At 65.4% G+C, this 13473-nt stretch carries 16 protein-coding genes; 8 read left to right on the forward strand and 8 right to left on the reverse strand.

All coding sequences use genetic code 11. The annotated features are described in order from the left end of the window. Nucleotide 1 precedes the first annotated feature (1 nt). On the forward strand, nt 2–1282 hold the full coding sequence (locus TZ00_RS02165; RefSeq protein WP_044438890.1) for a hypothetical protein: 1281 nt from the start codon (nt 2–4) through the stop codon (nt 1280–1282). A 547-nt stretch (nt 1283–1829) separates the two neighbouring features. Here TZ00_RS02165 and TZ00_RS02170 read toward each other — a convergent pair. After that, a complete protein-coding gene (locus TZ00_RS02170) occupies nt 1830–2429 on the reverse strand; it encodes a hypothetical protein (RefSeq protein ID WP_152631051.1) in 600 nt (199 codons plus the stop codon). Beyond that, complete coding sequence (locus TZ00_RS02175) at nt 2426–3058, reverse strand: DUF4352 domain-containing protein (protein ID WP_044438892.1); 633 nt, start codon at nt 3056–3058, stop codon at nt 2426–2428. Before TZ00_RS02175 ends, TZ00_RS02170 begins: the two co-directional genes overlap by 4 nt. Before the next feature lie 46 nt (nt 3059–3104). Between TZ00_RS02175 and TZ00_RS02180 the strand changes: the two genes are divergently transcribed. Beyond that, complete coding sequence (locus tag TZ00_RS02180; protein WP_044438893.1) at nt 3105–4568, forward strand: aminopeptidase P family protein; 1464 nt, start codon at nt 3105–3107, stop codon at nt 4566–4568. On the opposite strand, the gene TZ00_RS02185 is transcribed toward TZ00_RS02180, so the two are convergent. Further along, nucleotides 4565–5053 (reverse strand): YflT domain-containing protein, encoded by a 489-nt coding sequence (locus TZ00_RS02185; RefSeq protein WP_238579544.1) that lies wholly within the window; start codon nt 5051–5053, stop codon nt 4565–4567. The genes TZ00_RS02180 and TZ00_RS02185 overlap by 4 nt on opposite strands. Before the next feature lie 47 nt (nt 5054–5100). Here TZ00_RS02185 and TZ00_RS02190 point away from each other — a divergent pair, with 47 nt between their 5' ends. From TZ00_RS02190 to TZ00_RS02210, 5 genes are all read left to right on the forward strand, one after another. Then, complete coding sequence (locus tag TZ00_RS02190) at nt 5101–6450, forward strand: magnesium transporter MgtE N-terminal domain-containing protein (RefSeq protein ID WP_044438897.1); 1350 nt, start codon at nt 5101–5103, stop codon at nt 6448–6450. Then, nucleotides 6437–6979: a DUF1003 domain-containing protein gene (locus TZ00_RS02195; RefSeq protein WP_044438899.1), complete on the forward strand. Its 543-nt coding sequence runs from the start codon at nt 6437–6439 to the stop codon at nt 6977–6979. Before TZ00_RS02190 ends, TZ00_RS02195 begins: the two co-directional genes overlap by 14 nt. Then, the gene (locus TZ00_RS02200; protein ID WP_052521203.1) at nt 6939–8147 is read left to right on the forward strand and encodes a P-loop NTPase; all 1209 of its coding nucleotides are present in this window, start codon (nt 6939–6941) and stop codon (nt 8145–8147) included. The genes TZ00_RS02195 and TZ00_RS02200 overlap by 41 nt, the downstream gene beginning before the upstream one ends. A gap of 108 nt (nt 8148–8255) precedes the next feature. Then, on the forward strand, nt 8256–8531 hold the full coding sequence (locus TZ00_RS20050) for a hypothetical protein (protein ID WP_044438900.1): 276 nt from the start codon (nt 8256–8258) through the stop codon (nt 8529–8531). A 68-nt stretch (nt 8532–8599) separates the two neighbouring features. Further along, nucleotides 8600–9367: a hypothetical protein gene (locus TZ00_RS02210; RefSeq protein ID WP_044438901.1), complete on the forward strand. Its 768-nt coding sequence runs from the start codon at nt 8600–8602 to the stop codon at nt 9365–9367. A gap of 22 nt (nt 9368–9389) precedes the next feature. Here TZ00_RS02210 and TZ00_RS02215 read toward each other — a convergent pair whose 3' ends face one another. Together TZ00_RS02215 and TZ00_RS02220 are read right to left on the reverse strand one after the other, a co-directional pair. After that, on the reverse strand, nt 9390–9617 hold the full coding sequence (locus tag TZ00_RS02215; protein ID WP_044438902.1) for a hypothetical protein: 228 nt from the start codon (nt 9615–9617) through the stop codon (nt 9390–9392). Nucleotides 9618–9647: 30 nt separating this feature from the next. After that, nucleotides 9648–10037 carry a twin-arginine translocase TatA/TatE family subunit gene (locus TZ00_RS02220; RefSeq protein WP_044438903.1) on the reverse strand — a complete coding sequence of 130 codons (390 nt, stop codon included), beginning with the start codon at nt 10035–10037 and terminating at the stop codon, nt 9648–9650. Between the two features lie 77 nt (nt 10038–10114). Between TZ00_RS02220 and TZ00_RS02225 the strand changes: the two genes are divergently transcribed. Continuing rightward, a complete protein-coding gene (locus tag TZ00_RS02225; protein WP_044438904.1) occupies nt 10115–10747 on the forward strand; it encodes an O-methyltransferase in 633 nt (210 codons plus the stop codon). A gap of 91 nt (nt 10748–10838) precedes the next feature. Here the strand turns inward: TZ00_RS02225 and TZ00_RS19165 are convergent, their stop codons facing one another. From TZ00_RS19165 to dapE, 3 genes are all read right to left on the reverse strand, one after another. Next, nucleotides 10839–11012, reverse strand: a complete 174-nt coding sequence (locus TZ00_RS19165) for a DUF3117 domain-containing protein (RefSeq protein ID WP_078714890.1) — start codon at nt 11010–11012, stop codon at nt 10839–10841. 77 nt (nt 11013–11089) lie between these two features. Further along, the gene (locus TZ00_RS02230) at nt 11090–12331 is read right to left on the reverse strand and encodes a mannosyltransferase family protein (RefSeq protein ID WP_238579545.1); all 1242 of its coding nucleotides are present in this window, start codon (nt 12329–12331) and stop codon (nt 11090–11092) included. Further along, nucleotides 12298–13413, reverse strand: a complete 1116-nt coding sequence (gene dapE, locus TZ00_RS02235) for a succinyl-diaminopimelate desuccinylase (protein ID WP_044438906.1) — start codon at nt 13411–13413, stop codon at nt 12298–12300. Before dapE ends, TZ00_RS02230 begins: the two co-directional genes overlap by 34 nt. Nucleotides 13414–13473 lie beyond the last annotated feature (60 nt).

Below are 13473 nucleotides of genomic sequence, written 5' to 3' on the forward strand. Positions count from 1 at the left end.
CATGAGGTCGACGATCCGCGAGGTGCTCAGGCTCGCGGGACGCACGTGGCCGATGCTGCTGGTCTGGTTCCTCGGCGGCTGGATCGTGCGCTGGGTAGTCATCCGCATCGCCGCCGAGCTCGGAGCGATCGACGCGACGCTGGGACTCATCGTTTTGCCGATCGCCGTCCTCGCGAGGCTGGTGTCATACATCGGCATGTTCCTTGTTCTCCGCGACTCGATGCCCACCTTCACCCGGCTCGCCCGCGGCAACGTCACCGACGGCTCTGCAGAGGAAGCCGCCCTCGGCTTCCGAGACATTCTGCTCTCGAGCGTGCTCGTCTTCTTCGCCCTGTACTCGGCAATGGACCTCATGCGGCAGGATCTCCTGAAATACGCCGGACTCGCCATCGAGTCCGACAATTTCTTCACCTACGCCGATTCAGGCACCACGGTGCTCGCGGTGACGGCCACCCCCGCATCTGTTGCGGTGGCCATCATCGCCTTCGTCGGTCGTTTCGCTCTCAAACGCCTACGCTCGAGGCTGCCGGCGTGGACTTCGATCATCACGGTCTACCTCGAAGCGGTCTGGGTCTTCATCGCGGTGAACGTGCTGTCGAGCCTCTTCAGCGTTGTTCCCGATTGGATCGACAGCCGTCAGTTCATTCGGTCTCTCGACGACCTGAGACAGACCCTCGTCGAGAATTCCCTGACCCTCAGACTCGCGTGGGACGGCGCATCCTGGGTCTGGAACTCGAGCAGCGAGATCGTGTTCCTGGCCCTCGCCTGGCTCCTCGTCGCCGGCGTCGTCTATGTGCGTTCGTTGACGACCTCGCGGCTCGAACTGCGCCGCCGCGCCCAGCCTCGCGGCACACTTCTCGGAGCGACCCTCAACTCAGCCCCCGCCGGTCTGGCTCGCCGCGCACGCCCCCTGTTCGACGACGCGATCGAGATAGCGAAGCCCTTGCTTCTGAGCGCTCGAGTCATCTGGCGAGGGGGCGTCGTCTTTCTCGCCGTCTACGTCTTCGCGTACGCCCTCTGGGTCAGCATCGGAGACTGGGTTCTCGCCGGGATCTATGCGGCAATCGGCCCACACCCCTACGCGTGGTGGATGGCGACCGATCAGCCGATCGGCTTCCTCATCGATCTGCTCGTCGAGCCTGTTCGCATCAGCCTGCTCGCGGTCGCGTTCGATTTCTGCCTCAGGTCGTCGGGCCGGGCGGCCGACGTGGCACTCGACGACATCTCGTCAGACGTGGACGCGCTCGAGATGCCGGAAGGCGAGAGCTCCAACGCGAGATAGTCGGGCGCCAACCCGAGCTTCTCGATGTCGACCCATGAGGCGGTCTCGGTGGCGCCGCCCGGAACAGTGGCCGCGACGACGAGTCGGTACGGCTTTCCTTCCGAGTCGGAGCACGTCGTCTGAGAATCGCCGGTCGGGGGAAACTTGCGAGGCAGATCGACGTTCGCGTTCCATGTTCGTCGTTCCGGATGCTCGGGGCTCGTCGCCGAGATCGTCAGATTGCACGAGTCGATGGGCTCGTCGCCGGGCGTGACCTCCAGAATCGCGACGATGAGATCCATGCCAGGGTCGAGCTCGAGCTCGTCGCCGCCCTCTGTTCCGCCCCGCACCAGTACCGTGTTGTCGACTCGGAATTCGACCCCGCCGTACACCGCGCTTTCGCCGTCGGGCACCGTCACCGCGTGCGAATAGAGACTGTTCTGGTAGTCGAACCATTCGCTCGACGTGGTGAGGATCATGGTTCCCGGCAGCAGCACCGCGAGCGCGAGAACCGGCCACCGATTGCGTCTCCACCACGACGGATCGGATGCGGCTGGTGGCTCGGTGCTCACAGGACTCTCTCCTCTGGTCGAGACACAGCGAGGTTCGCCTCGACGCGAAGGGATGTCAGATCGACCTCGGTGACAAGACGGGAGTCGAGAATCGACTGAAAAGATGAATTGATGCCGATCTCCGCCTTGGCCGCGTCGGCGGATTGCAGTTGGTCGTTGGCGACTTCGAAGAGGATGACGCCGGCCGACGAGATGCCGGGCCTGACGCTGCCGTCGTCGAGCGTCACCAACGACAGACGCTCGGTGGCGTAGTACGTCGTGTCGCCGATCGTCAGCGTCGGCCTGTACAACGAAGAGGGTTCGAACCTGGCGGCGATGTCGGCTTCGACCACGACCCAGGTTCCCGTCGTCTCGCCGGTCCAGTCGCTGTCGGCCGCTGTGGCATCTATCGACGACGCCAGACGCACCGACGTCACCGAACCGGTGAGCGTGCGGCCGGTCAGAACATCGCCGATGTTGCCGCGCACGTTAAAGGGAGCGTTGATGTCGTCACCGTGCGGCGTTATTCCGTAGACCACCACCGTGGCCACGAGCGCGGCGACGACCGTCAGCGCAGACATCGCGCCACGTCGTGTCACTCGGATGCGAGAGGTCACGGCGCGTCGTCCCTCGCGAAGTCGAAGCCGCGATCGCCCACAACGAGCGGAACTTCTGCCGTGACACGGGGGTCGTCCCACGAGTCGTCGAAAAGAAAACCCTTTCGCAGGGTCTTGTCGAGAACCTGCACGGTGATCTCGGCGCCGGATTTCTTGTCAGTGGCGGGAATCTGCCAGAGCAGCACGACCTCCTGCGCGACACCGGGCTGCAGCATCGGGTTGCTCGACGATTCGCCGATGCGGATGACCTCGTCGGCCTGCGGTTCGCCGGCGGATCCCACGACGCCGTTGACCAGTACATTGTCTTTTGCCGTGTCCATCGGTGTGTTCGACACGTTGGTGATCAGCGCCCTGACGGCGAGAAATCGGTTCCCCTCATCCGGCTCGAAGTAGGGGTCGAAGCCATCCGCGAGAAACGCATCCTCGATTGTCACGTCGAGTTGCTTGCCTGTGACCACCTGGCCGCTCGCCGCCCGCGCGACAGGTACCTCCGCCACGGTGTCCAGCCCTCCGAATCCGGCCACGGCACCGAGCACGACGGCGAGCGCGGATATGGCATAGAAAGCGGGAGTCGCTTGCTCGACCAGCGAGAGCAGACGCGACGACGATCGGTCACGGACTGCGGGCATGCGTCTAACTTACTCGGCACCCGAATCGATGGCTCAGAATGGATACATGGCCGACGCACAGAAGACAGAACATTCCGCCGCTCCCGCGCAAGCTGGGGCGAGCAACAGAAGCACGACTCCGGGCTCGACGACGTTCCGCGACTACATCGCCAGCGGGTGGGCGGATCGAACCGACATCATCCCTCCGGCCCGGCCCGAGGCATCCTTCGCCGCCGCGCGCCGCGACGCGATCTCGGCCCTTCACCCTGAAGAGACACTCGTCATCCCCGCCGGCGATCGCAAGCAGCGATCCAACGACACCGACTATCCCTTCCGGGCTCATTCCGCATTCTCGTGGCTCACGGGCTGGGGCTCGGACAGCGAGCCCGGAGCCGTGCTGGTGCTCGAGCCTCGGGCCGGAGGCGGACACGATGCGACCCTGTACTTCCGCGAACGGGCGGGGCGCGACTCCGACGAGTTCTACGCGAACTCGGAGATCGGCGAGTTTTGGATCGGTGCCCGGCCGTCGTTGGCCCAGGTCGCCGGTGACCTGGGCATCGCAACCCGAGGCATCGCCGACTTCGACGCTGTTCGACAGTCAGCGGATGCGTCGACGCGGGTCGTGCGTGAGGCCGCCGGCGAGCTGCTGCAGGGCACAGACGAGGAGCTCGATGCAGGCTTCGCCCGCGATCTCTCGGAGTTGCGTCTCGTGAAGGATGCGTTCGAGATCGAACAGATGAGGCTGGCCGTGGCGGCCACCGCTCGCGGATTCGACGACGTCATTCGCGACCTGCCGAGGATCTCGGCGCACCAGCGCGGTGAGCGCATAGTCGAGGGCGTCTTCAACACCCGCGCTCGAGTTGACGGCAACGCCGTGGGCTACGACACCATTGCCGCCTCCGGGCCGCACGCGTGCATTCTTCACTGGACGACGAACGACGGCCCCGTCGTTCCGGGCGATCTGATGCTGCTCGATGCCGGCGTCGAGGTCGATACGCTCTACACGGCCGACATCACGCGTACGCTACCGATTTCGGGCAGCTTCTCCCCCGTTCAGAGAGACATCTACGAGGCCGTGCGCGAGGCGGCCGATGCGGCCTTCGCAATCGTGCGTCCCGGCATCCGCTTTCGAGAGATCCACGCGACAGCCATGGCCGTGATCGCCCGGCGCACCGCGGAGTGGGGCCTTCTGCCTGTGTCGGCGGAGGAGGCTCTCGAGGCCGACAATCAGCAGCACCGCCGCTACATGGTGCACGGCACGAGCCACCACCTCGGGATCGACGTTCACGACTGTGCCCAGGCCCGCCGCGAGATGTACCTCGACGGCGTTCTCGAACCCGGCATGGTCTTCACGATCGAGCCCGGGCTCTATTTCCAGCCGGATGACCTGACGGTCCCCGAGTCGTTTCGGGGCATCGGCGTTCGCATCGAAGACGACATCCTCGTCACAGCCGACGGAGCGGAGAACCTCTCGGCCGGCATCCCGCGCACCGCCGACGACGTTGAGGCGTGGATGGCGCGTCTGAGCTAGGGCGCCTCGAGTACGTTCCGCGCCTTGTTGGCGACGTCAGGGCTCACAATGAGCGAGTAGCTCGTGGCCATCACCTGCATCGTCGAGGTGAAGTCGCGACGTCGCCGCGAGATCGAGTAGGTGACGACGCGGAACAGCATTCCGAAACCGGCCCCGATGAGACTCGCGGCGGCGATGAACGGCAGCGATGTGGCGGTCGGCGACAGAACGACGAGGAAGAAGCCGAAGAAGAGGCCGAGCCAGAGGCCGCTGAGCGCGCCGGAGACGGCGGCCCTGGCGTAGCTCTGCTTGCCCAGCACGCGCTCCACCGTCTTCAGGTCGCTGCCCACGATCGAGACCTCGGCCACCGGAAAATCGGCGTGTGCGAGACTGTCGACCGCGCTCTGGGCCTCGACGTACGACTCGTACGTCGCGACGACCTCACCGCGGGGCATCGTCACGGAATTGCTGGGCGCACGGCCGCCGAACGGCATCTGGTTACTCACAGGTCCATCCTCCCATGGCCCTCATGTGGAAGGTCTAAGTTAGACGTGTGAGTGCCACCAGAGTCTTCGTCGCCCGATTGGCCGGGTGCACCGTCTTCGACCCCGCAGGTGACCGCCTCGGCAAGGTTCGCGACGTGCTCGTGGTGTATCGCAGAACCGAGTCGCCCCGCGTTGTCGGCCTGATCGTCGAGATCCCCGGCAAACGCCGCGTCTTCCTGTCGATCGGCCGCGTCACCTCCATCGGCAGCGGGCAGATCATCACGACCGGGCTCATCAATGTGCGCCGCTTCGAGCAGCGCGGCGGCGAAGTGCGCGTGATCGCCGAGATGCTCGGCCGCAAACTCGATTTCAACGACGGCAGTGGCGAGGCCACCGTCGAAGACGTCGCGATCGAAGAGGTAGGGCCCGGCGAGTGGCAGGTGGCGCAGCTCTTCGTGCGGCGGCCCAAGACGGGTGGATCGCCGTTCGCAAAGGGAGCCACCTCGTTCGTGCAGTGGCGCGAGGTCGTCGAGCAGACCAAGGGTGGCGAAGCGCAGTCGGCCGAGCAGCTGATCGCGACATATTCAGATCTCAAGCCCGCCGACCTCGCATCGACCCTGATGGATCTTCCTCAGGCGCGCATGCTCGAAGTCGCCGAAGAGCTACCCGACGCACGCCTCGCGGATGTGCTTGAAGAGATGCCCGAGAGCGAACAGGTCGAGATCCTCGGTCAGCTGGGCGATGACCGCGCCGCAGACGTGCTCGACCAGATGCAGCCCGACGATGCCGCCGACTTGATAGCGCAGCTGTCAGGCGAACGAGGCGAGGCCCTGCTCAGCCTGATGCAGCCCGAAGAGGCCGACGACGTGCGCATGCTGCTGTCGTACGAGCCCGACACGGCCGGTGGACTCATGACCACTGAACCGATCATCGTGTCGGCCGATGCGACGGTCGCCGAGGGGCTCGCGCTCATCCGCCGCCAGGAGATGGCCCCCGCCCTGGGTGCCGCGATCTGTGTCACGCTGCCCCCGTACGAGCCTCCCACCGGCCGGTTCCTCGGCATGGTGCACTTCCAGCGAATGCTGCGCTACCCGCCGCACGAACGCCTGGGTACTCTGCTCGACTCGAGCCTCGACCCGGTCACGGCCGATACCTCGGCCGCAGAGGTCTCCCGCATCCTCGCGAGCTACAACCTCGTGTCCGTTCCGGTCGTCGATGACAACCACCGACTCGTCGGGGTGGTGACCATTGACGATGTCCTCGACTACCTGCTGCCCGATGACTGGCGAAGTCACGACGGCGACGACGAGAAACGCACCCCGACGCGTTTCCCCGAACGCCTCGGAACAGTTCCCGTTCCCACGAAGAGACCAGTACGCATAGGCGCACGAAGGAGGGCCGGCAATGGCACGCAATAACCGCTCAGACGTTCGCCTCGACGCGCCCAAAGGTCTGCGCAGCAATGTCATCCCGCGCCGCAATCGCCAGAACCGCGATCGATTCGGCCGCGCGACAGAGGCCATCGCCCGAGGCATGGGAACTCCATGGTTCCTCGTTATCCTCACCGTGTTCGTGGTCGTCTGGATGTTCTACAACACCACGGCGCCGGAAGGTCTGCGATTCGACGACGCGGCGATCGGATTCACGGCGCTCACTCTCATCCTCTCTCTGCAGGCCTCGTACGCCGCGCCCCTGATCCTGTTGGCGCAGAACAGACAAGATGACCGCGACCGCGTGCAGATCGAACAGGACAGGCAGCGCGCCGAGCGCAACCTGGCCGACACCGAGTACCTGGCGCGAGAGGTTGTGGCCCTGCGACTCGCGATGAAAGATCTGGCCAGCAAGGACTTCATCCGAACCGAGTTGCGCGCGTTCCTCGACGAACTCGATCGTGACGTCGAACCGGATGCCGAAGGTCGCCGTGCAGCCGGAACATCCGGTGCCTGAGGCTCCCGACACGCAGCTCGGCCTGGCGGTTCGGCAGGCTCTGTCGCGCGTCATCGACCCCGAGATCCGCAAGCCGATCACCGACCTCGACATGGTCGGCGGCGTCGCCGTCGACGAGGCCGGGCGCGCGTCCGTCGATCTCAAGCTCACGATCGTCGGATGCCCGGCCGCCGACACGATCGAGCGCGACGTGCGGGTCGCGGCATCCGCGGTGCCGGGTGTCACAACGGTCGACGTCGACGTGTCGATCATGAGTTCAGAAGAGCGCCGCGCGCTCGTCGACAAGCTTCGAGGGTCGGCGGCCCACCGCTCGGTTCAGTTCGGTCCCGACTCGTTGACACGCGTGTACGCGGTGACCAGTGGCAAGGGCGGGGTGGGCAAATCGACCCTGACCGCGAATCTCGCGGTGGCGCTTGCGGCGCGCGGCCTACGGGTCGGCATCGTCGACGCCGACGTCTACGGCTTCTCCATCCCCGCAATCCTCGGTCTCGTCGATGACGATGGGCTAGCAGTGAAGCCCACTCGAGTCGGGGACATGATTCTGCCTCCGGTGGGCCGAGACGTGAAGGTCATCTCGATCGGCATGTTCATTGATTCGGCGCCCGGATCGGGTTCGTCGGGCGGGGCTGTGGCATGGCGGGGACCGATGCTGCACCGCACCATTCAGCAGTTCCTCACGGATGTGTTCTTCGGCGACCTCGATGTGCTCCTCCTCGATCTTCCGCCCGGCACCGGCGACATCGCGATCTCCATCGGGCAGCTGCTCCCGAACGCCGAGATCATCGTCGTGACGACTCCGCAACCGGCGGCGGCAGATGTCGCCGAGCGCAGTGGCATCGTCGCCCGACAGACCGGACAGCGGATCTTCGGAGTCATCGAGAATATGGGGCCTCTCACGCAGTCCGACGGCTCGATTCTCGACCTGTTCGGATCTGGTGGGGGCGAGGAGGTCGCCAGACGGCTGTCGGCGGGGCAAGACGAGCCCGTTCCGTTGCTCGCATCGGTGCCTCTGAGTCTGCAGTTGCGCCAGGGCGGCGACGCAGGCGAACCCCTGGTGCTCTCAGACCCCTCCGATCCGGCAAGCGTCGCGATCCTCTCCGTCGCAGACATGATCGCCACCCGCGGTCGGCAGTTGGCCGGTCGCCGGCTCGGCGTGTCGCCCCGCTGAAGCACCTCGTCCTCCCCAGAGGTCACGCATCAGGGTCCGTCCACAGCACGGGCTCTCAACGGGCCGGAACGCGGCTCCGGAGTCGGTCGCTGCACCTAGCCTGCCCGCATGATCGACGACGCCTATCCCGTTCCCTTCACCATTGAGAAGCGCATCGCGCCGCACACTCTCGTGCTCACCAATCGCAGTCGCGAGCGCCTGACAGCCTTGTCGTTCAGCCTGCTGGGAACCGGCTCCCTGCGCACGAGCGCGCCGCTGATTCTCGACCCGGGTCGCCAGGTCAGGCTCGTGGTCACCGGCCAGGAACTGCCCCGGCGGGGCATCGTCGTCGTTCGATGGTTCCGTCCCGATGGCACCGAATACCTCTGGCGAATCACGTTCTGACGGCCCTTCCGTCGTGGTTCGAGCCGACGTGTCAGTATGGTCGCATCCACGGCGCGAGAGGAGCAGCAGTGAACGACGACGACGCTGCGACCGATGCACAGCGCAGAGAGCTGCAGCGGCGGGTGTTCTCGGCCGCCAGCGACGCGGCCGACGCCCGCGTCGCGGCACGTCAGCTGCAGCAACTCGATGCCCGCCGCATGCACGAAGCCCTCGACCGCCATCGTCGTCCGCTCACGGCGCCTGAGCCCGCCCCGCTTCACGAGGATTCGGCACCTCCGTCGCAGAACCGGAGCGACCCCGACCCGCTGGGCGAAAGCATCCTTCCGAACACCACCGGTCGCGCATCGTCCCGTCTCGCGGTTGCACGACTCGCCGTGGCCGCTCTCCTCTCTCTCGCCGTCGGTGTGGCAATCGGGCTGTCGGTCGCCGAACGTCCAGACGCTGTTCCAGAGCCGACGGCATCACGCGCCGTCGTCGACGCTCGTGGTGCGCTCGCCCTGTTCGACCGCCCGCAGGTCGCTGCCGACAGGCCCGTCGAGTCGCTTCCGCCGACCGTCATCACGGAATCCATCCGGGCTCTAGGCGACCCTTTCTTCAAGCTCTATATCGGGCGTAATGCGGCCGACATGGTGTGCATCTTGGCTGCGCAGCCCGAAGACTCCTTCGCCATGTCGTGTGTTCCGGTCGACGAGTTCCCGTCTACCGGACTACGGCTGGAATGGTCTGGTGAGATGAACAGCATGTCAGCAGACGGAGCGCGGGGCACCGTGCGATCGGCCATGCGGGCGGTATGGATGGCAGACGGAGCGCTCGACTTCAGCGGGAGCCCGCGCTAACGATCGAGCGCACGAATCGAACTCAGAGCAGAATGATCTGGGGAATCCAGCCGAAGACGAGGTCGGCAAGCACGGGAATGACGACGACGAGCAGCGCGGTAACAGCGACACATCCCACAAGAACGAGGCCGCTGAGCGTCCACGGCGACGATGTCCAGTCTGCAGTCACGGTGTCAGTCGTGACGATGAGGCCGTCAGCTCCTGAGAAGAGAGAAGTGACCGAGTCCGTGCTGTCGACGTCGCTTGTCATGACCTCAATCTAGCGCGAATGCCTGCAAAATCAGGTTGATTCCGAGTCGAACGGCGTGGCCACAGCAGCCGTCGGTTGCGGACTCGCACCGTCTTTCTGCCGGGAGAGGTATGCGGGCTGAGGCTTGGAAACAGGCTTGATCACCGGCGCAGCCGCGACGGGAGCGTCCTCGAGCAACGCCTCGCGGATGATGCGGCGGGGGTCGTACTGACGGGGATCGAGCTTCTTCCAGTCGACATCGTCGAACTCGGGGCCCATCTCCTCTTTCATGCGCACCTTGGCCCCGTTGGCGTAGTCGCGCAGAGTTCTCACGAGCCGGCCCAGCTTGGCGGCGTAGCTCGGGAGCTTGTCGGGGCCGAGCAGGAAGACGGCAATCACTCCCACGAGCAGCAGCTTCTCGAACGACAACCCGTTGAACACTCTCACAGACTACCTCCGCCGCGTGGCTCGCGGCTGACAGGGCGCCCAGTACCTATGCTTGCCTTCGGGAGAGTGACGTGTCAGGTAAAGAAATGAACTGGAAGTACTCCGAGGACGTCGTCCTGGAGCCGGCCGGGCTCGCGCAGGCTCGCGCGCACTCGCTCGAATTGGGCATCGACCCCGTGTCGCCCGCCGTCGGTGCGCAACTCGGCGTTCTCGCCGCGGCATCCGGCGCTCAGGCGATCATCGAAGTCGGCACGGGCGCGGGCGTGTCGGGTCTGTGGATGCTGCGGGGTGCGCCCCAGGCGTCCATCACGTCGATCGACACCGAGATCGAATACCAGCAGGCGGCCCGAGCGTCGTTCCTCGCCGAAGGCATCCCGGCCAATCGGTTCCGACTCATCGCCGGGCGCGCGGTCGACGTGTTGCCCCGCATGAACGAGAACTCCTACGATCTCGTCCTGGTCGACGCCGACACCGAGAACGTGATCGAATACGTCGAGCACGGTCTTCGGCTCGTGCGCAAGGGTGGAACGGTCGCTGTTCCCCACGCTCTGTGGCGCGATCGTGTTGCCGATCCGGCACAGCGTGACGACACGGCCACCGACTTCAGAACCCTCATCACCGAACTCTCGAAGTCGAGTGCGGTGCTTGTCGCTCTCTCCCCTGCCGGCGACGGACTGCTCCAGATAACAAAAGTCGGCGACTGATCATCGGGGAGAACGGGTGAAATACCCGCTCTCCCGTCAGACCAACCGCCGAACTTCGCTGTGTGGTGCGCCTCGTTCGTGCGCAGCCAGGTCAGGCGGGGGTCACAACCCCCGCGAGAGCATCGTGCAACTCTTTCGCCTCGGCATCGTTCACCGAAACCACGAGGCGACCGCCTCCTTCGAGTGGCACTCGCACGATAATGAGGCGTCCTTCTTTGACAGCCTCCATTGGTCCGTCTCCGGTCCTGGGCTTCATGGCGGCCATGCGGCTCCCTTTCGTCGTGAACTTCTATTATCCGCTATTTCACAGCGGTTCCGCCGCCGTCTCTCGGGACGCGACGTCTACGGCGGGGTCCAATCGGCCCCGTCGACGCCCCAGCAGATCAGCAGCCAGCCCGTCTGCGCGGCGACGAAGACCAGAACCATCGAGACTCGATAGACCATGGACTTCGGCTGCGCGACGGCCCCCAGAAGGGGGAACATCGGCATCAGCAGGCGGAACGTGCTGGATTGCGGAAAGAAAACGGCCAGCAGGTAGACGCCGTAGCTCAGCACCCAGAGCCGCAGATCGACACCGAGTCGCCGCACCGGCCGAATAAAGAGGCTGAGACCGAACGCGGCGATCAGCAACACGACCACCAGTCCTCCGGTCGGGAACCCGGACTGCGAATTCATCCACCAATTGGCCCCTTGGAACCATGGCGCGAAGGGAACGAGGTGCTGGTAGCCGATGTAGGCCGACCGCCAGGCCAGCTCCGTGTCGGTATACGCGGTGAGATCACCCGTGACCAGCCCGGCGATCGCCGGCCAGAGCAGTCCCATCGCGGCACTGAAGACGGCGATCAGACTCACCGCGATCCGCTCGGGCCACGGGAACGGATCGGTACGCCGCGCGACAAGGCGAACGATCACGTGCAGTCCGAGGAAGAGCGCGAACGCGAGCCCCGACGGCCGTGTGAGCGCCATGACGGCGATGAGAGGAACCAGCCAGCCATATCGCCGCAGCACCACGAGATAGAGCCCGACAACGAGCAGGAACGTGTAGAGCGACTCCGCGTACGACAGCTGGAACAGTGCGGAGACAGGTGCGACGCTGAACAGCACCACCGAGAACATCGCCGTCTGCGAGTCCCCGAGCACGCGCGACATGAGCTTGAAGAAAACGAGCGCAGCTCCGAGACCCGCGATCACCGAGACAGCCACCGATACCGCAGGCCACGAGAGCGTCGTGACCACCATGAGCCCCCTCACAAGGAACGGGTATACGGGCATGAACGCCCACGCGTTCTCGCCGATGTGTCCGTCGACGGTGAGGGGCAGCTGGTCCGGATATCCCGTCATGGCGACGATGAAGTACCAGCGGCCGTCCCAGATGGTCGCAAAGTCCAGATACGACGGATGCGCGCCCGTCCACGGGTTGGGTCCTTGCCGAGCGGCGATCGCGAGAATGATGACGGTGCTGACGAGGCGCGCCGCCCCATAGATGAGGGCGACACGCGCCCACCAGGGAAGGACCCGGTAACGCACGAGTGCGGCACGCCTGCGAGTGATCATTCGGCCGAAGCGGCTGTTCCGTTCAGCCACCGTCGCAGGCCGTCTTCGCAGGCCGTGATCTGGCTGAGGAGCACACGTTCGTCATCAGCGTGCGCTTTCAACGGATCGCCTGGCCCGTAGTTCACGGCGGGAACGCCTAGGGCCGAGAAACGGGCGACGTCGGTCCATCCGTACTTGGGCAGCGGGTCTCCGCCGACGGCTTCGAGGAACTGCTGCGCGACAGGCGCGTCCAGCCCCGGACGAGCTCCCTCCGCGACGTCGACGATCGTCACGTCGAATCCGGCGAATAGCTCCCGGATATGGGCCTCCGCCTCATCGCCGGAGCGGGACGGCGCGAATCTGTAGTTGACCTCGACGGCGGCCGCATCCGGAATCACGTTGCCGGCCACCCCGCCACTGATGCCGACGGCGTTCAGGCCTTCGCGGAAGACGAGACCCTCGACCTCGACCTGTCGCGGCTCGTACGTCGCCAAGGTGGCGAGCACCGGCGAGAGAGAGTGAATGGCGTTGTCGCCGACCCAGCTGCGCGCCGAATGGGCGCGCAGACCGTGCGTTCGGATCTGCGCTCGCAGCGTTCCGTTGCAGCCGCCTTCGATGAGCGAGTTGGTGGGCTCCCCGAGAATGGCGAACTCCCCCGCGAACAGTTCGGGAGAGTTTCTCGCCAGTCGCCCGAGGCCGTTCAGATCGCTCGAGACCTCTTCGTTGTCGTACCACATCCACGTGATGTCGACCGCGGGGTCGGTCAGCTCGGCAGCCAGTTTGAGCTGCACCGCCACGCCGCCTTTCATGTCCACCGTTCCGCGGCCCCACAGGTACTCCCCCTCCACGAGGGTCTCGTAGCGCGTCGGCACGTTGTCGTTGATGGGCACGGTGTCGATATGCCCCGCGATCACCACACGTGAGGGGCGGCCGAGATTGGTTCTCGCCACGACGGTGTCGCCGTCTCGATGCAGCTCGAGATGGTCGAATCCGCCGAGGCTCGCGACGATCGCGTCGGCGATCGACCTCTCATCGCCCGACACCGATGGCATGTCGCACAGCTGCTTGGTCAATGCGACGGATGTGGCGGCGAGATCAAGGGGCGAAACCAGGGCGGGGGCAGAATCCGTCATGCTGCCAAGCCTAGATGCCGACGCGGCACACGGTCGGCGGCAACGACGGACTCGGTAGGC

The sequence above is a fragment of the Agreia bicolorata genome (assembly GCF_000938265.1).
GTDB classification, from domain to species: Bacteria; Actinomycetota; Actinomycetes; order Actinomycetales; family Microbacteriaceae; genus Agreia; species Agreia bicolorata.